Annotated in this window: 18 protein-coding genes; 9 read left to right on the top strand and 9 right to left on the bottom strand. The window is 58.5% G+C overall.

Annotated elements, in window-relative coordinates; translation table 11 throughout:
• Positions 1-61: 61 nt before the first annotated feature.
• From gsiD to iaaA, 5 genes are read right to left on the bottom strand one after another with little or no spacing between them, the layout of a single operon-like run.
• Positions 62-973, bottom strand: coding sequence for a glutathione ABC transporter permease GsiD (gene gsiD / locus C3451_RS11175; protein WP_032624585.1), 912 nt, complete (start codon positions 971-973; stop codon positions 62-64).
• Position 974: 1 nt separating this feature from the next.
• Positions 975-1,895, bottom strand: coding sequence for a glutathione ABC transporter permease GsiC (gene gsiC, locus C3451_RS11170; RefSeq protein WP_006809475.1), 921 nt, complete (start codon positions 1,893-1,895; stop codon positions 975-977).
• A gap of 5 nt (positions 1,896-1,900) precedes the next feature.
• Positions 1,901-3,439, bottom strand: a complete 1,539-nt coding sequence (gsiB, locus tag C3451_RS11165; RefSeq protein ID WP_045621928.1) for a glutathione ABC transporter substrate-binding protein GsiB — start codon at positions 3,437-3,439, stop codon at positions 1,901-1,903.
• A 23-nt stretch (positions 3,440-3,462) separates the two neighbouring features.
• On the bottom strand, positions 3,463-5,334 hold the full coding sequence (gene gsiA, locus C3451_RS11160; RefSeq protein WP_045621930.1) for a glutathione ABC transporter ATP-binding protein GsiA: 1,872 nt from the start codon (positions 5,332-5,334) through the stop codon (positions 3,463-3,465).
• An 11-nt stretch (positions 5,335-5,345) separates the two neighbouring features.
• Positions 5,346-6,284, bottom strand: coding sequence for a beta-aspartyl-peptidase (gene iaaA / locus C3451_RS11155; protein ID WP_045308527.1), 939 nt, complete (start codon positions 6,282-6,284; stop codon positions 5,346-5,348).
• Positions 6,285-6,473: 189 nt separating this feature from the next.
• Between iaaA and moeA the strand changes: the two genes are divergently transcribed.
• The gene (gene moeA, locus C3451_RS11150; protein WP_045621931.1) at positions 6,474-7,706 is read left to right on the top strand and encodes a molybdopterin molybdotransferase MoeA; all 1,233 of its coding nucleotides are present in this window, start codon (positions 6,474-6,476) and stop codon (positions 7,704-7,706) included.
• A gap of 1 nt (position 7,707) precedes the next feature.
• A complete protein-coding gene (gene moeB / locus C3451_RS11145; protein ID WP_045621933.1) occupies positions 7,708-8,460 on the top strand; it encodes a molybdopterin-synthase adenylyltransferase MoeB in 753 nt (250 codons plus the stop codon).
• Between the two features lie 98 nt (positions 8,461-8,558).
• Here the strand turns inward: moeB and fsa are convergent, their stop codons facing one another.
• A complete protein-coding gene (gene fsa, locus C3451_RS11140; protein WP_045621960.1) occupies positions 8,559-9,221 on the bottom strand; it encodes a fructose-6-phosphate aldolase in 663 nt (220 codons plus the stop codon).
• A 127-nt stretch (positions 9,222-9,348) separates the two neighbouring features.
• Here fsa and C3451_RS11135 point away from each other — a divergent pair, with 127 nt between their 5' ends.
• From C3451_RS11135 to C3451_RS11120, 4 genes are all read left to right on the top strand, one after another.
• Positions 9,349-10,248 carry a glycyl-radical enzyme activating protein gene (locus C3451_RS11135; protein WP_045621935.1) on the top strand — a complete coding sequence of 300 codons (900 nt, stop codon included), beginning with the start codon at positions 9,349-9,351 and terminating at the stop codon, positions 10,246-10,248.
• Between the two features lie 4 nt (positions 10,249-10,252).
• Entirely contained in the window at positions 10,253-12,685 is a 2,433-nt protein-coding gene (locus C3451_RS11130) for a formate C-acetyltransferase/glycerol dehydratase family glycyl radical enzyme (RefSeq protein ID WP_045621937.1), read from the top strand.
• A gap of 219 nt (positions 12,686-12,904) precedes the next feature.
• Positions 12,905-13,720, top strand: coding sequence for a Cof-type HAD-IIB family hydrolase (locus C3451_RS11125; protein ID WP_032624595.1), 816 nt, complete (start codon positions 12,905-12,907; stop codon positions 13,718-13,720).
• Positions 13,721-13,870: 150 nt separating this feature from the next.
• Positions 13,871-15,127 (top strand): DUF1479 domain-containing protein, encoded by a 1,257-nt coding sequence (locus tag C3451_RS11120; RefSeq protein WP_038415728.1) that lies wholly within the window; start codon positions 13,871-13,873, stop codon positions 15,125-15,127.
• Here the strand turns inward: C3451_RS11120 and C3451_RS11115 are convergent.
• The gene (locus C3451_RS11115) at positions 15,124-16,197 is read right to left on the bottom strand and encodes a LacI family DNA-binding transcriptional regulator (protein WP_045621938.1); all 1,074 of its coding nucleotides are present in this window, start codon (positions 16,195-16,197) and stop codon (positions 15,124-15,126) included. The two genes, C3451_RS11120 and C3451_RS11115, sit on opposite strands and share 4 nt — an antisense overlap.
• Before the next feature lie 285 nt (positions 16,198-16,482).
• On the opposite strand from C3451_RS11115, the gene C3451_RS11110 reads away from it, so the two are divergent.
• The gene (locus C3451_RS11110) at positions 16,483-17,784 is read left to right on the top strand and encodes an MFS transporter (RefSeq protein WP_023299659.1); all 1,302 of its coding nucleotides are present in this window, start codon (positions 16,483-16,485) and stop codon (positions 17,782-17,784) included.
• A 17-nt stretch (positions 17,785-17,801) separates the two neighbouring features.
• Positions 17,802-20,165: a glycoside hydrolase family 31 protein gene (locus C3451_RS11105; protein ID WP_045621939.1), complete on the top strand. Its 2,364-nt coding sequence runs from the start codon at positions 17,802-17,804 to the stop codon at positions 20,163-20,165.
• A 92-nt stretch (positions 20,166-20,257) separates the two neighbouring features.
• Here the strand turns inward: C3451_RS11105 and C3451_RS11100 are convergent, their stop codons facing one another.
• On the bottom strand, positions 20,258-21,853 hold the full coding sequence (locus C3451_RS11100) for an ABC-F family ATPase (protein ID WP_023299657.1): 1,596 nt from the start codon (positions 21,851-21,853) through the stop codon (positions 20,258-20,260).
• A gap of 222 nt (positions 21,854-22,075) precedes the next feature.
• Between C3451_RS11100 and ldtB the strand changes: the two genes are divergently transcribed.
• The gene (gene ldtB / locus C3451_RS11095; protein ID WP_003858435.1) at positions 22,076-22,996 is read left to right on the top strand and encodes a L,D-transpeptidase; all 921 of its coding nucleotides are present in this window, start codon (positions 22,076-22,078) and stop codon (positions 22,994-22,996) included.
• Between the two features lie 41 nt (positions 22,997-23,037).
• Here ldtB and C3451_RS11090 read toward each other — a convergent pair whose 3' ends face one another.
• Entirely contained in the window at positions 23,038-23,754 is a 717-nt protein-coding gene (locus C3451_RS11090) for a GntR family transcriptional regulator (protein ID WP_015571043.1), read from the bottom strand.
• Positions 23,755-23,765 lie beyond the last annotated feature (11 nt).

The raw sequence follows: 23,765 nt of genomic DNA, 5'->3' as shown, positions 1-23,765 counted from the left end.
GAGCAGTCCCCTCTCCCCTCAGGGGAGAGGGTTAGGGTGAGGGGTAAGTTCCTGCAAAAACCTACCCCTTAATCCTCGGATCCAGCGCGTCGCGCAGCCCATCCCCCAGCAGGTTAAACGCCAGCACGGTCAGGAAAATCGCCAGGCTCGGGAAGATCGCCACGTGCGGGGCGATCACCATATCCGCCCGCGCCTCGTTCAGCATCGCGCCCCACTCCGGCGTCGGCGGCTGTGCGCCTAACCCCAGAAACGACAGGCTGGCCGCCGAGATAATCGACACGCCTATGCGCATGGTGAAATAGACCACGATAGACGAGACCGTTCCCGGCAGAATATGGCTGAACAGGATAGTGGCATCGCCGGCTCCCATGCTGCGGGCCGACTCGATAAAGGTCTGCTGCTTCAGCACCAGCGTGTTGCCACGTACCAGGCGCGCGAAAGCGGGAATCGTGAATACCGCCACGGCGATGATGACGTTCGCCATGCCGCTGCCCATCACCGCCACCACGGCAATCGCCAGCAGAATACCGGGAAAGGCAAACAGCACGTCGCAGATACGCATGATGATGCGGTCCCACCAGCCTTCATAGTACCCGGCCACCAGCCCAAGCACGGTGCCAATCGCTGCGCCCATCAGCACCGCAAAGACCCCGGCCGCCAGCGAGATCTGCGCCCCTACCAGCACGCGGCTGAAAATATCGCGCCCGAGCGAGTCCACGCCAAACCAGTGCATCATCGACGGACCATCGTTCAGCCGGTCGTAGTCGAAGTAGTTTTCCGCATCAAACGGGGCTATCCAGGGGGCGATAATCGCCACCAGGATCAGCAGTAACACAAACAACCCGGCGACCATAGCGACGGGCTGACGACGGAATCGACGCCAGAACTCAACCCACGGGGTGCGAATATGGTCCGGCCTGATCCCCGGCATAGCGTTTAAAATGGCCTGGCGACGCCAGTTCAGTAATCGCATCTTACTTATACCTGATGGCCGGGTTAATGGCGGCGTACAGCACGTCCACCACGAGATTGATAAGAATAAATTCCAGCGAGAAAAGCAGGACTTCCGCCTGAATAACCGGATAGTCACGCATATCGACCGAGTCGACCAGCAGACGCCCCAGCCCCGGCCAGTTGAAGACCTTCTCTACCACGATAGAGCCGCCCAGCAGGAAGCCGAACTGTAGTCCCATCATCGTGACCACCGGGATCATCGCATTACGAAAACCATGCTTCAGAATGACCCATTTCTCACTCACCCCTTTTGCCCGCGCGGTGCGAATGTAATCTTCGCTCAGCACGTCGACAAACGAAGCGCGGGTGAAGCGGGCCATCACTGCCGCAACGGCTGCGCCAAGCGTCATAGAGGGCAGAATGTAGTGCTTCCAGGTGTCGGCCCCGACGGTGGGCAACCAGCCCAGCTCGACGGAGAAAATCTGCATCAGCAGCATACCCAGCGCAAACGCCGGGAAAGAGATACCGGTGACTGCCAGCGCCATACCGAGCTTATCCGGCCAGCGGTTGCGCCAGACGGCGGCGACAATCCCCGCGCCCAGGCCAAACACAACCGCCCAGCTCATACTGGCAATCGTTAACCAGAAGGTAGGCATAAAGCGGCTGGCAATCTCCTCCGACACCGGACGACGCGACACCATCGAGATGCCGAAATCGCCCTGAAGGACATTGCCAATGTAGCGCAGAAATTGCCGATACAGCGGCTGGTCAAGACCGAGCTGTTTACGTACCAGTTCGATAACCGTGGCATCCGCTTCCGGTCCGGCAATCAAACGCGCCGGATCGCCGGGCAGCATGTGGACAAATAAAAACACCAGCACGGCCACAATCAGCAGCGTCGGGATAAGCCCCAGCAGGCGTTTACACACATAATTCAGCATGAGTTTTATTTTAGATCCGCGTCGTCAAAGCTAAAGCCCGTATCCGGCATGATGTAAAAACCGGTCAGCGCTTTATTGTGGGCTGAGACCAGTTTTTCCACCACCAGCGGCACCCACGGCGACTCTTTCCAGATAATGTCCTGCGCCTCTTTGTACAGGCGCGCTTTCTCTTCCGGTTTGGTGGTTTTCAGGGCATCGGCCAGATCCTTATCCACCTGCGGATTACTGTAGAACGCGGTATTGAACAGCGTTGGCGGCCAGTTCTGGGAAGCAAACAGCGGCGACAGGGACCAGTCCGCTTCACCGGTTGAAGCCGTCCAGCCGGTGTAGAACATCCGCACGCCGCTCTCTTTCTGTCCTTTGCCTTCCACTTCCGCCGCGCGCTGTCCGGCATCCATCGCCGTGACCCTGGCTTTAATGCCCACCTGCGCCAGCTGCTGCTGGGTAAATTGCAGCACCTTCTGCGCGGTACTGTGGTTATGCGACGACCACAGCGTGGTGCTAAAGCCGTTCGGATAGCCCGCCTCTTTCAGCAGTTCCCGCGCTTTCGCCGGATCGTACGGCCACGGCTGATAGCTCTGCGCGTACTCAATGGTTGGCGGCATCACGCCCGTCGCCGGGGTGGCGTAGCCTGCAAAGGCCACCTTCACCAGTGCCTGGCGGTTAATGGCGTAGTTGATGGCTTCGCGCACCTTCGGGTTATCAAACGGTTTCTGCGTGACGTTCATGCTGATGTAGCGCTGCATAATCGACGGGCTGGCCACCAGCTCCAGCTTGCTGTTTTTCGCCAGCAGCGCTGCCTGTTCGTAGGGGATCGGGAAGGCAAACTGCGCTTCGCCGGTTTGCAACATCGCGGCGCGGGTATTGTTGTCCACGACCGGCCGCCAGGTGAGGGTATCCAGCTTCGGCAGCCCCGGCTGCCAGTATCCGGCGAATTTCTTCACCTTCACAAAATCGGTCTGGTTCCAGGTAAGCAGTTCGTACGGTCCGGTCCCCACCGGGTGGAAGCCAATCTCTTTGCCGTATTTCTTCAACGCCGCAGGGGAAATCATCACCGTCGCGGGATGCGCCAGGATATTGATAAACGCCGAGAACGGCTCTTTGAGGGTGATCTTCACCGTCGCCGGATCAACCGCCTCGGTTTGGGCGATATTTTTATACAGGTTGTAGCGCTTAAGACCGTTTTCCGGATTGCTGGCTCGGTCCAGGTTGACCTTAACCGCCTCGGCGTTGAAGTCGGTGCCGTCCTGGAACTTCACGCCGGTACGGAGCTTAACGGTATAGACCAGCCCGTCGTCCGACACGGTATAGCCTTCCGCCAGCACGTTTTTCAGCTTCATCTCGCGGTCCAGGCCGAACAGCCCCTGGTAGAAGGATTTTGCCACCGCCTGAGAAAGGGTGTCGTTAGCATCATACGGATCCAGCGTCGTGAAGTTAGACCCCACAGCCACCACCACGTCTTTCGCCGCGATCGCGGGGGCGGCGGCCAGCGCAGCCGTCACGCTCGCGGCAAGCAGCCATTGACGAGCAACAAAAGGAACCATTGTGTTCTCCTGCCTGTTGTAAGTTATAACCGCGAGAATGCATTGCCCTGACGCGGGGGTGCGACAAAATGATCGGGACCGACTTCACGCAGCGCCACGCGCTCCAGAGTTTCGCCCCGTTTACGAATATTGCTCGGCATTTCGTCCTGCAACAGCACGCGCTGGGCGTGACGATGTTCAGGATCGGCAACCGGTACGGCGGCCATCAGCTTGCGGGTGTACGGATGGTGCGGGTTTTCAAATACCGCCCGACGGGGGCCAATTTCAACAATTTGCCCCATGTACATCACCGCCACGCGATGGCTGATCCGCTCAACCACCGCCATATCGTGAGAGATAAACAGAAACGCAATGCCCAAATCCCGCTGTAAATCGAGCAGGAGATTGATGATTTGCGCGCGGATGGAGACATCCAGCGCTGACACGGACTCATCCGCAATCACCACTTTCGGATTCAGGGCCAATGCCCGGGCTATGCAGATACGCTGTCGCTGACCGCCAGAAAATTCGTGCGGATAACGCCAGGCATGCTCCGGTTTCAGGCCCACGCGCTCCAGCAGCCACGCGACGCGGCGCTGCGCGGCTTCACCGTCGAGCAGGTTGTGCACCCGCAGCGGCTCCATAATCGAGTACCCCACCGTATGGCGCGGATCGAGCGACGCATAAGGATCCTGAAAAATAAACTGAATATCCCGGCGTACCGCCTGCAATTTACCATTGGGGAGTGTATCGATGCGCTCACCGTTGAAGGTGATGCTCCCCTCCTGCGACTCAACCAGCCTGAGCAGCGCCCGCCCGGTGGTGGATTTACCGCAGCCGGACTCCCCCACCAGCGCCAGCGTTTCGCCCGGCCAGAGATCAAAACTGACGTATTCAACCGCATGCACTTCGCGCTTCACGCGGTTAAGGATCCCGCTGCGCAGCGGGAAACGGGTCACCAGGTCACGCACTTCAAGGATCGGCCTGCCGGAAACCACCGTGTTCTGCTCGGTTTCGTCTTCCTGCTGGCCCTGTTCGGTCTGAGAGAACAGCGGAAAACGGCGCGGAAAATCACTGCCATTCATGGCGCCCAGACGCGGGACCGCCGCCAGCAGCGCTTTAGTATAAGGATGCACCGGCGTATGAAAGACCTGCTCCACCGAGCCGGTTTCCACGGCATTGCCCTGATGCATAACCAGCACCCGATCGGCAATATCCGCCACCACCCCCATATCGTGGGTGATGAATATCACCCCCATCTCCATCTCCTGCTGCAACACCTTAATCAGTTGCAGGATCTGGGCCTGAATGGTGACATCCAGCGCCGTGGTGGGTTCGTCCGCAATGAGCACCGCCGGACGGCACGACAACGCCATCGCAATCATCACCCGCTGGCGCATGCCACCGGAAAGCTGATGCGGATAGCGGGACAAAATCGCGTGCGCCTCAGGGATACGTACCAGCTCCAGCATCCGTTTAGCTTCGTTGAGCGCCTCATCACCGCTCAATCCCTGATGCAGGCGGATAGATTCGGCAATCTGCTCGCCCACCGGGAAGACCGGGTTCAGGGAGGTCATCGGCTCCTGAAAAATCATCGCAATATCCGCCCCGCGCACCCCCTGCATCCGGGACGCGCTCAGCTCGTTGAGATCGATAACCTGACGGTTGCGACGGCGCAACAGCATCCGCTCGCTGGTGACCTGCCCGCCCGTCTGCTCAAGCAGACGCATCAGCGCCAGCGCGGTAACCGATTTACCGGATCCGGACTCGCCGACAATCGCCAGCGTCTCGCCGCGCCTGAGCGAAAACGATAAATTCTGTACTGCAGGGATGAACTGCCGCTCTTCCTGAAAGGCAATATTCAGTTGGTGGACAGCCAGCACTTCGCAGTTGTCCAGCTCTTCACTGTGCGGCACGCAATGCCCCCTTATTCACGATAAATGCCTGTGCTGGGCGCATCGCCGGCATACCCCCACGCCCGGTACATCCCTTCACTGTTGAACGGCAGCGCCACGTTGCCCTCCCGATCCACCGCGATTAAGCCACCTTCTCCGCCCAGGGCTGGCAGTTTCTCCATTACCACCCGCTCGCAGGCCTCACTCAGGCTTAATCCGCCGTAATCCATTAGCGCGGTAATGTCGTAGGCCGCCAGCGCGCGGATAAACACTTCGCCGGTTCCGGTGCATGACACCGCCGCCGTGGCGTTATTAGCGTAACACCCGGCCCCCGGCAGCGGACTGTCGCCGACGCGTCCGGGAAGCTTGTTGGTCATACCGCCTGTCGACGTCGCGGCGGCGAGGTTACCGGCTTTATCCAGCGCCACCGCGCCTACCGTGCCCATTTTTCTGCGTTCATCGAGCGGCGCGGCATGGTCCAGCTGCGTCATCCCCGCTGTACGGGCCTCCAGCAACTGCCGGTAACGCTCCTCGGTGGAAAAAAGATCGGGCGAGACCGTATCCATCCCGTGCTCGACGGCAAATTTCTCCGCCCCCGCCCCGGTCAGCAGCACATGCGGGCTTTGATCCATCACCAGACGCGCGGCCAGTACGGGATTGCGCAGTCGGCTGACGCCCGCCACCGCCCCCGCTTTCAGGGTGATACCGTCCATCACGCAGGCATCCAGTTCATGCGTTTCATCGCGCGTAAAGACCGAGCCAATACCGGCATTAAACAGCGGACACTCCTCCAGCAGGCGCACCGCTTCGGTCACCACGTCCAGCGCGCTTTCGCCCGCTTCCAGCATGCGCTGGCCTGTTTCCACAATGGCGTTCAGCGCATCAATATAACGCTTCTCCTGCTCGGGACTGAGCTGTGCACGGGTGATTGCCCCGGCACCGCCATGAATTGCGATAACCGCTTTACTCATTTCGCATCACCCATCAGCCTGGCTGGCTGCTTTTTCTATAAATATCATTATCGTCGACGAATCTTCAGATGATTTTTGAATATAGAAAGACGCAACTGTGATGTAAAGCTTACACCCATCGGGTCATACAGTTAGCCGCACTTTTCTGCCATAATGAGCGCTTTCGTTGTTACTCCGCAGGAGCCCACCATGGATTTTACCGCCGGACTGATGCCGCTTGAGACGGCACTCTCGCAGATGCTTGATCGTATTACTCCCCTGCACGACGTTGAGACGCTGCCGCTTGTGCGCTGTTTTGGCCGTATTGCCGCGCGCGATATCGTCTCGCCGCTGAACGTGCCGGGGTTCGATAACGCGGCGATGGACGGCTATGCCGTACGTCTGGCGGATTTGCAAACGGGTCAGCCGCTGCCGGTGGCAGGTAAAGCCTTTGCCGGGCAGCCGTTCAACGGTGAGTGGCCAGCGGGCACCTGCGTGCGCATTATGACCGGCGCGCCGGTGCCAAAGGGCTGTGAAGCCGTGGTGATGCAGGAAGAGACCGAACTAACGGACGACGGCGTGCGTTTTACCGCCAGCGTCAAAGCGGGACAGAATATCCGCCACATCGGGGAAGACATTACCCTCGGCGCAACGGTCTTTGCCGCCGGGCAAAAACTGACGGTCGCCGAACTGCCGGTGCTGGCATCGCTTGGCATCGCGGAGATTGACGTTGTCCGCAAGGTACGCGTGGCGGTGTTCTCAACGGGAGACGAGCTACAGCTTCCGGGTCAGCCGCTGAACGAGGGGCAGATTTACGACACCAACCGTCTGGCGGTGCACCTGATGCTTGAGCAACTGGGCTGCGAGGTGATTAACCTCGGCATCATTCCTGACGATCCGGAGAAACTGCGCACGGCGTTTATCGACGCGGACGCCTCTGCCGACGTGGTGATCAGCTCTGGCGGCGTATCGGTTGGCGAAGCGGATTACACCAAAACCCTGCTTGAAGAGCTGGGTGAAATCGCCTTCTGGAAGCTGGCGATTAAACCGGGCAAACCGTTCGCGTTTTGCAAACTTCCGCACAGCTGGTTCTGTGGCCTGCCGGGTAACCCGGTCTCTGCCGCGCTGACCTTCTACCAGCTGGTGATCCCGCTGCTGGCGAAGCTTTCAGGCAACAATGCCGACCCGCTGCCGGAACGTGTGCGCGTGCGGGCGGCAACGCGCCTCAAAAAATCTCCGGGCCGTCTCGATTTCCAGCGCGGCATTCTGGCGCGCAACGCCGATGGCGAGCTGGAGGTGAGCACCACCGGGCATCAGGGTTCGCACATCTTTAGCTCCTTCAGCCAGGGTAACTGCTTTATCGTGCTGGAGCGCGATCGCGGCCACGTTGAGGCGGGCGAATGGGTTGAAGTGGAACGCTTTAACCACCTGTTCGGAGGCTGACATGACGGTGGAACTGAGCGACCCGGAGATGATGCGCTACAACCGCCAGATCGTGCTGCGCGGGTTTGATTTCGAGGGTCAGGAAGCGCTCAAGGCGGCCAGCGTGCTGGTTGTCGGCCTTGGCGGGCTGGGCTGCGCGGCGGCGCAATATCTGGCTGCGGCGGGCGTCGGCCGCATGACGCTACTGGATTTCGATACCGTGTCGGTGTCGAACCTGCAACGCCAGACGCTGCACAGCGACGCGACGGTTGGTCAGCCGAAAGTGGAATCTGCGCGCACGGCGCTGGCGCGAATTAACCCCAACGTTCAGTTCACCCTGATTGACGCGATGCTGGATGACGACGCGCTGTTTGCGCAGATTGCTCGGCATGACCTGGTGCTGGACTGCACCGATAACGTCGCCGTTCGCAACCAGCTCAATGCGGGCTGCTTTGCCCATAAAACGCCGCTAATTTCCGGCGCGGCCATCCGCATGGAGGGGCAAATCAGCGTTTTCACCTACGCTGAGGGAGAGCCCTGCTACCGCTGCCTGAGCCGTCTGTTTGGCGAGAATGCGCTGACCTGCGTCGAGGCGGGCGTGATGGCGCCGCTGGTTGGGGTGATTGGTTCCTTGCAGGCGATGGAGGCGATTAAGGTGCTGGCGCATTACGGCACGCCCGCAGCGGGCAAAATCGTGATGTATGACGCGATGACCTGTCAGTTCCGCGAGATGAAGCTGATGCGTAATCCGGGGTGTGAGGTGTGCGGAGGTTAAACCCTGCTGCGGCCTGATGCCCTCACCCCGGCCCTCTCCCACAGGGAGAGGGAGAAAATCGTAGGCCGGGTAAGCGTCAGCGCCACCCGGCAACAGCATCAAATAGACGTCCGCCCAAACGCCCCCTGCCAGTCCTGCTCAAACTTCACAATTGCCGCATCTACTGCCGGAGAGGTAATAAACTGCTGCGCCACGTCCAGCGGCAGCGTGATGGACTCGCACCCTGCCAGCAGGCAGTCCAGCGCCTGGCGCGGCGTTTTAAAGCTCGCGGCGAGCACTTTTGACTGCGGTGCGTGCAGCGTCAGCAATTGTTGCAGTTCAATCACCGTCTGGATCCCGTCCCCGCCCTGCGCGTCCACGCGGTTCACGTAAGGGGCCACATACTCAGCACCCGCCAGCGCGGAGAGCATCCCCTGCGCTGTGCCGTATACCGCGGTACCCAGCGTCGGCATCCCTTCTGCTTTCAGCATTTTGATCGCCGCCACCCCTTCAGCGGTCACGGGCACTTTCACCACCAGGTCATTGATTATCGCGCGCAGCTTACGTGCGTCTTCCACCATCCCCTCGGCGGTCTTCGCCATCACCTGGGCGAACAGCCGGCCCCTGCCGCCCAGCGCGTCGTGCAGCGCGGGCAGCAGTTCTTCCAAAGGCGTTTTACCCGCCGCCACAATGCTTGGGTTAGTGGTCACGCCCGCCAGCGGGAAGATACGCGCCAGCTTTTTGACTGCCGCAACGTCAGATGTGTCGAGATAAAGTTCCATGATGTCACCCTCAAAATTAGCCTGCATTTACCCTATCACGAGAAAACCTGCTCATGAATTGACCCATATCAAGATAACTTTCATTCGAAAGTAATTTAATCTTCATATGTAATTAGAGGGCAAAAAAATGATCTTCAACATACAGCGTTACTCCACCCACGACGGCCCCGGTATTCGAACCGTGGTGTTCCTGAAAGGCTGCTCGCTGGGCTGTCGCTGGTGCCAGAACCCGGAAAGCCGCTCCCGCACGCGGGAAGTCCTGTTTGACGCCCGTCTGTGTCTGGACGGCTGTGACCTGTGTCAGCAGGCCGCGCCAGGGTGTGTTGAACGTGCGCTGAACGGGTTGATCATCCATCGTGAAAAATTAAGTGAAAAGACGCTCACTGCGCTCACCGACTGCTGCCCGACGCAGGCACTTACCGTCTGCGGTGAAGAGAAGCAGGTGGAGGAGATTATGGCCACCGTGCTGCGCGACAAGCCCTTCTACGACCGCAGCGGCGGCGGGATCACCCTCTCCGGCGGCGAGCCGTTCATGAACCCGGCGCTGGCACATGCCCTGTTTAAAGCCAGCCATGAACAAGGCATTCATACCACCGTTGAAACCTGCCTTCACGTCCCCTGGCATTATATCGAGCCGTCACTGCCGTATGTCGATCTGTTCCTGGCGGACCTGAAGCATGTGGACAGTGACGTATTCAAACAGTGGACCGATGGCTCTGCTAAGCGGATCCTGGACAACCTGAAGCGCCTGGCTACCGTCGGGAAGAAGATCACCATCCGCGTGCCGCTGATCCAGGGCTTTAACGCCGATGAAGCGTCGGTTACCGCCATTACCAACTTCGCCGCCGATGAACTCGGCGTCGATGATATTCATTATCTGCCGTATCACACGCTGGGCATGAACAAATACACCCTGCTCGGCCAACCCTACTCTGCCCCTGACAAACCGCTGGATAACCCTGCCCTGCTGGACTTCGCGCAGCAGTATGCCTGCCAGAAAGGGTTAACCGCGACCTTACGAGGATAAACTTATGACCACCCTGAATCTCAACACCCTCAGCGAGCGCATCAAGGCGCACAAAACGGCTCTGGTGCATATCGTTAAGCCGCCGGTTTGTACCGAACGCGCGCAGCACTATACCGAAATGTATCAGCAGCATCTGGACAAGCCGATCCCGGTACGTCGCGCGCTGGCCCTCGCCCACCACCTGGCAAAACGTACCATCTGGATCAAGCACGACGAGCTGATTATCGGTAACCAGGCCAGCGAAGTGCGTGCCGCGCCGATCTTCCCGGAATATACCGTCTCCTGGATTGAGAAAGAGATTGACGATCTGGCGGACCGTCCAGGTGCAGGCTTTGCGGTGAGCGAAGAGAATAAACGCGTTCTGCATGAAATCTGCCCGTGGTGGCGCGGCCAGACGGTACAGGATCGCTGCTACGGTATGTTTACTGACGAGCAGAAGGGCCTGCTGGAAACCGGCATCATCAAAGCGGAAGGTAACATGACCTCCGGTGACGCACACCTGGCGGTGAATCTCCCGCTGGTGCTGGAGAAAGGGCTCGACGGCCTGCGCGCGAAAGTAGCCGAGCGCCGCTCGCGCATCAACCTGACGGTACTGGACGATCTGCACGGCGATCAGTTCCTGAAAGCCATTGATATCGTGCTGGAAGCCGTAAGCCTGCACATCAGGCGCTTCGCCGATCTGGCTCGTGAGATGGCCGCCAGCGAAACCCGCGACAGCCGCCGCGACGAGCTGCTGGCGATGGCGGAAAACTGCGACATCATCGCCCACCAGCCGCCAAAAACCTTCTGGCAGGCGCTACAGCTGTGCTACTTCATTCAGCTGATCCTGCAAATTGAGTCCAACGGTCACTCCGTCTCCTTTGCCCGTATGGACCAGTACCTTTACCCGTACTATCGCCGCGACGTGGAGCTGGACCAGAGCCTGGATCGCGAGCACGCCATCGAGCTACTGCACAGCTGCTGGCTGAAGCTGCTGGAGGTGAACAAAATCCGCTCCGGCTCGCACTCCAAAGCCTCTGCGGGCAGCCCGCTGTATCAGAACGTCACCATCGGCGGCCAGAAGCTGGTCAACGGCGAGCCAATGGACGCGGTCAACCCGCTCTCCTACGCAATTCTGGAATCCTGCGGCCGTCTGCGCTCCACCCAGCCAAACCTGAGCGTGCGTTACCACGCGGGGATGAGCAACGACTTCCTCGACGCCTGCGTGCAGGTGATCCGCTGCGGCTTCGGGATGCCGGCGTTTAACAACGATGAAATCGTCATCCCGGAATTTATCAAGCTCGGCGTGGAACGAGAGGACGCGTATGACTATGCGGCGATTGGCTGCATCGAAACCGCGGTCGGCGGAAAGTGGGGCTATCGCTGCACCGGCATGAGCTTTATCAACTTCGCCCGCGTGATGCTGGCAGCGCTGGAAGGCGGTCGCGATGCCACCAGCGGCCAGGTATTCCTGCCGCAGGAAAAAGCGCTTTCGGCCGGTAATTTCGGCAATTTCGACGAAGTGATGGCGGCGTGGGATAACCAGATCCGCTACTACACCCGCAAATCTATTGAAATCGAGTACGTGGTGGACACCATGCTGGAAGAGAACGTCCACGATATTCTCTGCTCGGCGCTGGTGGACGACTGCATCGAACGCGCGAAAAGCATTAAGCAGGGCGGCGCGAAGTATGACTGGGTTTCCGGCCTTCAGGTGGGGATCGCCAACCTCGGTAACAGCCTGGCCGCGGTGAAGAAGCTGGTGTTTGACCAGGGCGTTATCGGTCAGCAACAGCTGGCGGCGGCGCTGGCGGATGACTTCGAGGGGCTGACCCACGAGCAGCTGCGCCAGCGCCTGATCAACGGCGCGCCGAAGTACGGCAACGACGACGACAGCGTGGACCTGCTGCTGACCCGTGCCTACGAAACCTACATTGAAGAACTGAAGCAGTATCACAACCCACGCTATGGCCGTGGCCCAATTGGGGGTAACTACTACGCGGGCACGTCGTCTATCTCCGCAAACGTGCCGTTTGGCGCAGCAACCATGGCGACGCCGGACGGACGTAAAGCGCACACCCCGCTGGCGGAAGGGGCAAGCCCGGCCTCCGGTACCGACCACCTCGGCCCGACGGCGGTGATTGGCTCCGTGGGTAAACTGCCGACGGAAGCGATCCTCGGCGGCGTGCTGCTTAACCAGAAGCTGAACCCGTCGACGCTGGAAAACGACAGCGATCGCCAGAAGCTGATGGTGCTGCTGCGCACCTTCTTCGAGGTGCATAAAGGCTGGCATATTCAGTACAACATTGTCTCGCGCGAAACGCTGCTGGAAGCGAAGAAACACCCTGATCAGTATCGTGACCTGGTGGTGCGCGTCGCGGGTTACTCGGCGTTCTTCACCGCCCTGTCGCCGGATGCGCAGGACGATATTATTGCCCGTACCGAGCATACGCTGTAACGGTTTATCCCCTCTCCCTTGAGGGAGAGGGTTAGGGTGAGGGGGAAATGCGCACGCTGATGCCCTCACCCCGGCCCTCTCCCACGGGGAGAGGGAGAAAACACTAAAAACGGCAACTTCGGTTGCCGTTTTGCTTTGACTTTCGAATGAAATTAAATTTGTGCTCCCCGTCACCTTGTTATTAGAATGTTTCAAAACGCAGTGACCCAGGAGCACAGTATGACCGTAAAAGTTATCGTCACCGATATGGACGGAACTTTCCTTGATGATGCCAAGCAGTACGATCGTGACCGCTTCCAGGCACAGTTTGAGCAGCTTAAAGCCCGTAACATCGAATTTGTTGTCGCCAGCGGCAACCAGTATTACCAGCTCATCTCCTTTTTCCCGGAGCTGAAAGATCAGATCTCCTTCGTCGCGGAAAACGGCGCGCTGGTGTTCGACCACGGCGAACAGATTTTCCACGGTGAGCTAACGCGTCATGAGTCGCAGATCGTCATTGGTGAACTACTGAAAGACAAAGGGCTGAATTTTGTGGCCTGCGGGCTGGAGAGCGCGTACGTCAGCGATAAGGCTCCAGAAGCGTTCGTGAAGCTGATGTCGAAACACTACCATCGCTTAAAACCCATCAGCGATTACCGCGACATTGACGACGTGCTGTTTAAATTCTCCCTGAACCTGCCGGACAGCGATATCCCGAACCTGGTCGATAAACTGCATGTCTCCCTGGACGGCATCATGAAGCCGGTTACCAGCGGCTTCGGTTTTGTCGATTTGATTATCCCGGGCCTGCACAAAGCCAACGGCATCAGTCGTCTGCTGAAACGCTGGAAAGTCTCCCCGCAGGCGTGCGTGGGCATTGGCGACAGCGGCAACGATGCGGAAATGCTGAAGCTGGTGAAATATTCATTTGCGATGGGCAATGCGGCGGAAAGCATTCAAGCGGTCAGTCGTTACACTACCGACGATAACAACCATCAGGGCGCGCTGAATGTGATTCAGGCCGTGCTCGACGCCCACTCCCCGTTCGACGTCTGATCCCCTACCTGCCGGAGCCTCGCTCCGGCCCCCTCACTCTTTTTCCATCCTGTGGCGCCCGTCAAGGTTTTAAACTTGCATTAACTTATTTTTAACTTAAAGTATCACTTGTAGACACTTTTACTTTCGAATGAAAGATGCGAGGCAGTTATGACCTTTACCAGCGAAACGTTGCCAGCGGACCACAAAGCAGCAATTCGTCAGATGAAACGCGCGCTACGGGCCCAGATCGGTGACGTGCAGGCAGTGTTCGACCGGCTTAGCGACAAAATCGCCGCCCGCGTGGCGGAAATTAATGCCCTTAAAAATAAAGGTGAATCCGTATGGCCGGTAATCCCCTTTACGGATGTGAAAAACGGTACGATCACCGCCGAACAGCGCGAAGCGGTTAAACGTCGCGGCTGCGCGGTGATCAAAGGCCACTTCCCGCGCGAGCAGGCGCTGGCATGGGATCAATCGATGCTCGACTACCTCGATCTGAATAAGTTTGACGAGGTTTACAAAGGACCCGGCGATAACTTCTTCGGCACCTTAACGGCCTCTCGCCCGGAGATTTATCCGATCTACTGGTCTCAGGCGCAAATGCAGGCGCGCCAGAGTGAAGAGATGGCACAGGTACAGTCGTTCCTGAATCGTTTATGGACATTTGAGAGCAACGGTAAGCAGTGGTTCGACCCGGACGTGAGCGTAATTTATCCGGACCGCATTCGCCGCCGCCCACCAGGAACAACCTCGAAAGGCCTTGGCGCACACACCGATTCCGGCGCGCTGGAGCGCTGGCTGCTGCCCGCTTATCAGCAGGTCTTTGCCCGCGTGTTTGACGGCAACGTTGAAAAATACGATCCGTGGAATGCTGCGCACCGTACCGAGGTGGAAGAGTACACGGTGGATAACACAACCAAATGCTCCGTGTTCCGCACCTTCCAGGGCTGGACGGCACTGTCGGACATGATCCCCGGCCAGGGGCTGCTGCACGTGGTGCCGATCCCGGAAGCGATGGCTTACATTCTGCTGCGTCCGCTGCTGGACGACGTGCCGGAAGACGAACTGTGCGGCGTGGCGCCGGGGCGCGTGCTGCCGATTTCTGAGAAGTGGCATCCGCTGCTCATCGAAGCGTTGACCAGCATTCCCGCGCTGGAAGCCGGTGATTCTGTCTGGTGGCACTGCGATGTGATCCACTCGGTCGCGCCGGTGGAAAACCAACAGGGCTGGGGCAACGTGATGTATATTCCTGCCGCGCCGATGTGCGAGAAAAACCTCGCCTACGCGAAAAAGGTCAAGGAAGCGCTGGAAACCGGCGCGTCACCGGGAGATTTCCCGCGCGAGGATTATGAGAAAAGCTGGCAGGACCGTTTCACCGTGAACGATCTGAACATCCACGGCAAGCGCGCGCTGGGCATGGCTTAACTGTCGTAAAGCCCTTCCCGCTCAACGGCGGTGCGTCGTTTTCCCTGACGTATCCGCCGTACCGATTCCCGCACGGCCAGCGTGCCGTTCAGCAGCAATGTTCCGACCGGCGCGTCCGGGCGCATCAGCCGCTGCTGGAGCATATATACCGCTTCTGTTCCCAGCTCATCGCGCGGGACATGCACCGCCGTCAGAGGCACATCCTGAATCGCCGCGAGATTAAAGCCGTCGATGCTCATCACCGAGACATCCTGCGGCACGCGCAGACCGTGTTTTTGCAGGGCGCTGATGGTCCCCGCCGCCATAAAGTCGCCGCCCACCAGGAACGCCGTCGGCAGATCTTTCCCTTTTTGCTGGTGAAGCCACTCACTCACCAGTTGCTCCGTCTCTTTGGCGCTGAAGCTTGGCACCATCAGCAGATCGCGCCGGTCGCTAAACCTGAGGTTATGGCCGTGCCACGCGTCGCGGATCCCCGACAGGCGCAGCTCCATGGTATAGCGACGCAAACACAGCACATTCATCACCTCCCGGTGCCCCATCTCGAACAGGTACTCCGCCGCCCGCTCGCCAATGGCGCGGTGATCCGGCGCGACGGCGGGCAGGCGCATGTGGCGGTCCCGGCAGTTAATCAGCATGCAGGGTTTGCCCACGTCTACCGCCAGATCGTGGATATGCGGATCGTCGATACCGAGAAGGATCGCCGCCTGGGTGTCCGCTTCGTTCATGCGGGCCAGAAACAGCTGGGCATCGCTGTCGTTCTCCTCCAGCGCACAGTAACGCAGGCGAACCTCGTGCGAGGCCAGCCCTTTGCTCACGCTCTGGATGACGCGGTAGTAAAAGATGTCAGACCGCTCGTCAAACGCCCGCTGCGGGGCAAACACCATCAGGCTGTTAAGCAACAGACGCCCCGCCGCCATGCCCTCCATTACCCCCAGCTCCCGCGCGCATGCCAGCACCGTTGCCCGTGCTTTTTCGCTGGTGTTTGCCTTCCCCGCCAGCACGCGGGAAACGGTGCTGATGGAGAGCCGGGTACGGGCGGCGATTTCGGTGATTTTAAGCCTTTTATCCATTTTGTGATCTGGCTCCGGATGTGAAATGAAAAAATTTTCACAACATCTTTATCAGGTAATAACTTGCGAGAAAGCCATAATGCCGAAAATAAAACCTCGGTTATGAGAAAGTTTGCACAAAATCCACTATTTCCTGCTCAATTTCTCTCTTAAGGTGAACCTGTCACACAACTTCCATACTAGTTGTATAGCAGCTTAGCACTCTAAAACAGATAACTTTCAAACGCCTGACGCTGTGTGACACCTGAACCTTTGTCCCTTACCGTCCGTCTTGTGGAGAAGAAAATGAGTCAGGACATCAACAACACCGTTGCGACAAGTAAAACCCGTCGCGTCATTAAGAATCTGCGCTGGTACGTACTGGTGCTGTTTCTTCTTGGCGTGACCGTAAACTACATCACCCGTAACTCGTTAGGTATTCTCGCCCCCGAGCTGAAAGAGAGCCTTGGTATCACCACCGAGCAATACTCGTGGATCGTCGGCGCGTTCCAGATCGCCTATACCATTTTCCAGCCCCTTTGCGGCTGGCTGATTGACGTTATCGGCCTCAAGATTGGCTTTATGGTCTGCGCCGGGATTTGGGCGCTGATGTGTATCTTCCACGCAGGTGCCGGGAGCTGGCTGCATCTCGCGATCCTGCGCTTCTTTATGGGCGCGTCCGAAGCCGCCGCCACGCCAGCGAACGCCAAAACCATCGGTGAATGGTTCCCGAAATCAGAGCGTCCTGTTGCCGCCGGTTGGGCGGGCGTGGGCTTCTCCATCGGTGCGATGCTGGCTCCGCCAATCATTTACTTCGCTCATGCGTCGTTCGGCTGGCAGGGTGCGTTTATGTTTACCGGCGTACTGGCGCTGCTGTGGGTGATCCTGTGGTGGATCTTCTATCACAACCCGGAGCAGCACCCGAACCTGAGCCGCGACGAGCTGGCGTTTATCAAACAGGATAACGAACCCGCACCGGTCAGGCTGCCCTTTCTGACCGCGCTGAAAACCGTCTCGAAGAACAAACGGTTCTACGGTATCGCCATTCCGGCCTTTATGGCGGAACCCGCCTGGGCGGTGCTGAGCTTCTGGGTGCCGCTTTACCTCGCCAAAGAGCACGGCATGGATTTGAAACAGATCGCGATGTTCGCCTGGCTGCCGTTCCTCGCCGCCGACCTCGGCAGCGTGGCGAGCGGCTACCTCACCCGGCTTTATACCCGCTGGTTCGGCTGCACCCGCGTCAACTCGGTGGTGGCAAGTTCAGTGACCGGCGCGTTTTTGATGATTTCTCTGGCCGTTGTGGCCGTGACCCGCGACCCGTATATCACCATCGTGCTGATCTCCATCGGCGGTTTCGGCCACCAGATCATCTCCTGCATGCTGAGCGCGCTGGTCGTGGAGTCGTTCGACAAGGGCCAGATGGCGACGGTTAACGGCATGCGCGGCTCGGCGGCGTGGATCGCCAGCTTCCTGTTCTCTCTTTTGATTGGGGTGACCGCCGACAAAATCGGCTTCAACCCGCTCTTTATCGCCATGGGCTTCTTTGACCTGATTGGCGCTTTCTTCCTGGTGGCATTTATTGCTGAACGTCGCGCCAAGCGCGCCTGATAGTGGATGTATTGCATATGAAAACCCTGAAAAACTGGACCATCGATACGCAGTCAGCGAATCATCTGGAACTGCTGGTGGATAACCAGCACCGTCTGTGCCTGTATGTGCTGGAAGAGAATCTGTTCCGCGTGCTGATCAAGCGTAAAGGCCAGCTGGCGCTGGACCGCACCTGGAGCATCGCGCCGGAACAAGACGTACCGTGGGAAGGCCGCCGTCGCGACGATGTCAGCGGCTTCACCTGCCCGGCCTGGACACTGACGCAGCAGGGCGATGCGTTAACCGTAGCGACCGAACAACTGCGCGTCACCGTCCACCAGCCCCTGTGGCTGGAGTGGCACTACCGCAATGAAGCGGGCGAGTGGCAGCCGCTGGTTAACGACCGTCCCACCAGCGCCTACCTGCTCAATGCCCACGGTGACGGCGTGGCGCACTATCTCAGCCGTCGCAAGGATGAACGTTTTTACGGTCTGGGTGAGAAAGCGGGGGATTTACAGCGTAACGGCAAACGCTATGAGATGCGTAACCTGGACGCGATGGGCTATAACGCCGCCAGCACCGATCCGCTGTACAAGCACATCCCGTTCACCCTCACCCGTCGCGATGACGTGAGCTACGGCCTGTTCTACGATAACCTGAGCAGCTGCTGGCTGGATCTGGGTAACGAGATCGACAACTATCACACCGCCTACCGCCGCTGGCAGGCGGAAGCGGGCGATATTGACTACTACCTCTTCACCGGCAAGCGCGTGCTGGACGTGACGAAAGCCTTCGTGCGCCTGACGGGGAAAACGCTGTTCGGACCGAAGTGGAGCCTGGGCTACAGCGGCTCAACCATGCACTACACCGACGCGCCGGACGCGCAGGACCAACTGATGAACTTCATCCGCCTGTGCGATGAGCATGCCATTCCGTGCGACTCGTTCCAGCTCTCCTCCGGCTATACCTCGATTAACGGCAAGCGCTACGTCTTTAACTGGAACTACGACAAAGTGCCGCAGCCGAAGGTGATGAGCCAGGCGTTCCACGACGCGGGGCTGCGGCTTGCGGCAAACATCAAGCCGTGTCTGTTGCAGGATCATCCCCGCTACGGCGAAGTGGCGGAACGCGGCCTGTTCATTCGCGATTCAGAAACCGATGCGCCTGAACGTTCCAGCTTCTGGGATGACGAAGGATCGCATCTCGACTTCACCAACCCGCAGACGGTGCAGTGGTGGCAGAACGGCGTGACCACGCAGCTGCTGGAGATGGGCATCGACTCCACCTGGAACGACAACAACGAGTATGAAGTGTGGGACGGGGAAGCGCGCTGCTATGGCTTCGGCCAGGAGATCGCCATCAAGCATATTCGCCCGGTGATGCCGCTGCTGATGATGCGCGCCTCGCTGGAAGCACAGCAGCGCTTTGCGCCGGATAAACGTCCGTATCTGATCTCCCGCTCCGGCTGTGCCGGAATGCAGCGCTACGTTCAGACCTGGAGCGGCGACAACCGTACCAACTGGGACACCCTACGCTATAACATCCGCATGGGCCTGGGCATGAGCCTCTCCGGACTGTTCAACGTCGGTCACGACGTCGGCGGTTTCTCCGGCGACAAGCCGGATGCCGAGCTGTTCGTGCGCTGGGTACAGAACGGCGTGATGCATCCGCGCTTTACCATCCACTCGTGGAATGACGATCGCACCGTGAACGAACCGTGGATGTACCCGGGCGTGACCCCTGCGATTCGTAGCGCCATTGAACTGCGCTATCGCCTGCTGCCGTACCTCTACACCCTGCTCTGGCAGGCGCACGCCGACGACGAGCCGATGCTGCGCCCGACCTTCCTCGATCATGAGCACGATGCGCAGACCTTTGAAGAGTGCGACGACTTCCTGCTGGGCCGTGACCTGCTGGTGGCCAGCGTCGTCGAAGCCGGGCAGCGCGAGCGCCGCGTCTGGCTGCCGGATAACGAAACCGGCTGGTACGATTTTTACACCCACGCGTGGTATGCGGGCGGGCAATCGATCGTCCTTGATGCGCCGCTGGAAAAGCTGCCGCTTCTGGTGCGCGCAGGGGCCGGTTTGCCGCTCAGCGAACGCATCCGTCACGTGAGCGCCGATAAAGACGTTACCCGTGAGCTAAAACTGTTCCCGGTGAAAGGCGTCGGCACCACCTCCGGGCTGCTGTTTGAGGATGACGGCGAAAGCTGGGGCTACCTGAACGGCAATGCGCTGTGGGTGGAATGGGAGATGGTGTGCGACGGCGCAAGTATCAACCTGAAGGTGAATGCGCGCGGCGACTATCGTCCGGCATGGAAGGCACTGAAGGTGTCGTTACCGACGGGGGAAAAACGTACGCTGCGGGTGAACGGGGTTGAAGGGGGCGAGTGGGTGGTTTAGTGCGGCCTGATGCCCTCACCCTAACCCTCTCCCACAGGGAGAGGGGATAGAGCGTAGGCCGGGTAAGGCGAAGCCGCCACCCGGCTATTTTTTTAACTCTCGATACCTTTACTGCGCAGGTAATCTTCGTAGTTACCGGTGAAGTCCACCACGCGCTCTGGCGTGATTTCGATCACGCGGGTCGCCAGGGAGCTGACGAACTCACGGTCGTGAGAGACGAAGATCAGGGTGCCCTGATACATCTCCAGCGCCATGTTCAGGGATTCGATCGATTCCATATCCAGGTGGTTGGTTGGTTCGTCCATCACCAGGATATTCGGTTTTTCCATCATCAGCTTGCCGAACAGCATACGGCCCTTTTCACCACCGGAGAGCACTTTGGCGGGCTTTTTGATGTCGTCCTGGCTGAACAGCAGACGCCCCAGAATGCTGCGTACCGCCTGCTCGTCGTCGCCTTCCTGCTTCCACTGGCTCATCCAGTCGAAGACGGTCAGATCGTTTTCGAACTCATATTCATGGTCCTGCGCGTAGTAACCAATCTGCGCGTTTTCAGACCATTTCACGGTACCGTTATCCGGTTGCATTTCGCCCACCAGAGTTTTCAGCAGGGTAGATTTACCCACGCCGTTGGCGCCCAGGATAGCAATCTTCTCGCCCACTTCCAGCAGCAGGTTGAAGTTTTTGAACAGCGGGCCTTCATCGAAGCCTTTGGTGAGGGCTTCCACTTCCAGCGCGTTACGGAACAGCTTCTTGTCCTGCTCGAAGCGGATGAACGGGTTCTGACGGCTGGAGGCTTTTACCTCTTCGAGCTTGATTTTGTCGATCTGACGGGCACGCGACGTTGCCTGGCGCGATTTAGAGGCGTTGGCGCTGAAGCGGCTCACGAAGGATTGCAGGTCCGCAATCTGCGCTTTCTTCTTGGCGTTGTCGGCAAGCAGACGTTCACGCGCCTGGGTTGCCGCCGTCATGTACTCATCGTAGTTGCCCGGATAAACGCGCAGCTCGCCGTAATCCAGATCCGCCATGTGGGTACACACCATGTTCAGGAAGTGACGGTCGTGCGAGATGATGATCATGGTGCTGTCGCGATCGTTCAGCGTCTGCTCCAGCCAGCGGATGGTGTCGATGTCCAGGTTGTTGGTCGGTTCGTCGAGCAGCAGGATGTCTGGATTAGAGAACAGCGCCTGCGCCAGCAGCACACGCAGCTTCCAGCCTGGCGCAACTTCGCTCATCGGACCATAGTGCTGTTCAACAGGAATGCCGACGCCCAGCAGCAGTTCGCCCGCACGCGCTTCCGCAGAATAACCGTCCATTTCGCCGTACTGCGTTTCCAGGTCGGCCACTTTGTAACCGTCTTCTTCGCTCATCTCAGCGAGACCGTAGATACGATCGCGCTCCTGCTTCACTTCCCACAGCTCCGCATGCCCCATGATCACGGTGTCGAGCACGGTGAACTCTTCGAAGGCGAACTGATCCTGACGCAGCTTACCGATACGCTCGTTCGGGTCGAGCGACACGTTGCCCAGCGTCGGCTCCAGGTCACCGCCGAGGATCTTCATAAAGGTGGATTTTCCGCTACCGTTGGCACCAATCAGGCCGTAACGGTTGCCGCCGCCAAATTTGACGGAAATATTTTCGAACAGCGGCTTACTGCCAAACTGCATAGTGACGTTGCTGGTAACTAACACGGAGAGATTCCTGCGAAAAGTGTGATAAACGCGGCATTATGCCACAATTCCGAATTGAGATCCTGTGTTGCGGTAATCCACTAAACTTTAACAAAATCGAAAAAAATGTGATTTCGTACACATCTGAATTCCCAGTTAACGGGAATGCACATATAATGCGCTCCCATTACAGATTCAGACTTCTCAACTCATCGCCAGAATGGCTTAGATACCTCGCATAACATGAACATGAAATTAACAACGCTTTTTGCGGCGGCGTTAGCCGTAGTAGGTTTTTGTAAGACCGCGTCTGCGGTGACGTATCCCCTGCCGACAGACGGAAGCCGTCTGGTGGGTGAAAACCAGGTGGTGACAGTTCCGGAAGGTAACACTCAGCCGCTGGAATACTTCGCGGCGCAGTATCAGCTCGGCCTGTCTAACATGCTGGAAGCGAACCCGGGCGTTGACCCGTATCTGCCGAAAGCGGGTACCGTACTCAACATTCCACAGCAGCTGATCCTGCCGGATACCGTGCACGAAGGTATCGTGATTAACAGCGCCGAAATGCGTCTGTATTACTACCCGAAAGGCACCAACACCGTGATCGTGCTGCCTATCGGTATCGGTCAGCTGGGTAAAGACACCCCGCTGAACTGGACCACCAAAGTGGAGCGTAAGAAAGCGGGCCCAACCTGGACGCCGACCGCCAAAATGCACGCTGAGTACATTGCTGCCGGTGAACCGCTACCGGCCGTTGTGCCTGCTGGCCCGGATAACCCGATGGGTCTGTACGCGCTGTACATTGGTCGTCTGTATGCCATCCACGGTACTAACGCCAACTTCGGTATCGGCCTGCGCGTAAGCCACGGCTGCGTACGTCTGCGTAATGAAGACATCAAATTCCTGTTCGATAACGTGCCGGTCGGTACGCGCGTGCAGTTCATTAACGAACCGGTGAAAGCGACGTCAGAGCCGGACGGCAGCCGTTACATTGAAGTGCATAACCCGCTGTCCACCAGCGAAGATCAGATCAACAACAACGAAATCGTACCGATTAAGCTGACCAGCGCGGTGCAGTCCGTTACCTCTCAGGCGGATGTTGACACGACCATCGTTGATCAGGCGATTCAGAACCGTTCCGGTATGCCGGTGCGTTTGAACTAATCGCGAGCACGAACAAAGCGGGCCTCGAGGCCCGCTTTTTTTTATCCGTTATTCACAATTACGATGCCGCCATGGTCATAGCGATAGTGACAATGGGCGTACTCCAGCGGCGTACCATCTTCCAGATAGATCACCTGCTCCACCTCCAGCACCGGGTCGGTTGGCTCACAGACCAGATGCTGCATATCCAGCGCACTGGGCTTCAGCGCCCGCACCACACGATACGATCCCATGATCTTCAGCCCCAGCGTCTCCTGCACATACCGGAATACCGAACTTTCAAGATGGGTTTTGTTCAGCCCGGGCACCAGATTGAGCGGCATCACCGTGGCATCCAGGGACATCGGCTCACCGTTGAGTAAACGCAGACGGATGAAGTCATAGATCGGCGTATCCGGATTTATCATCAGCGAGGCCTGCTCTTTCTCGTTCGGGAAGCGAAGTTCGAAGTGCACCACCTGGCTCGTCACCGTGCCTAAATGTTCCCAAGTTTTGGTCGCCCCAAAGTAGTCGCTGCCGGAGAGATCCCACTGAGAAAGCTGGAGGAAATTTTTGCGGATAAACGTGCCCTGTCCCTGCCGGGTATAGACCAGCCCTTCTACGATCAGCTGACGCATCGCCTGCTGAATGGTCATCCGGCTGGTGCTGAATTCCGCCGCCAGCGCGAACTGGTCCGGCAACGGTTCATTGGCGGCGTACTGCTGGGTAATAATGCGTTTCTTAATTTCCCGCGCTATGGTGATGTACTTCGCCGCCATCTTCCTTCCTT

It is taken from the genome of Enterobacter sp. 301B (assembly GCF_003850715.1).
GTDB classification, from domain to species: Bacteria; Pseudomonadota; Gammaproteobacteria; order Enterobacterales; family Enterobacteriaceae; genus Enterobacter; species Enterobacter intestinihominis.
This window is presented reverse-complemented; position numbering and strand designations above follow the sequence as displayed.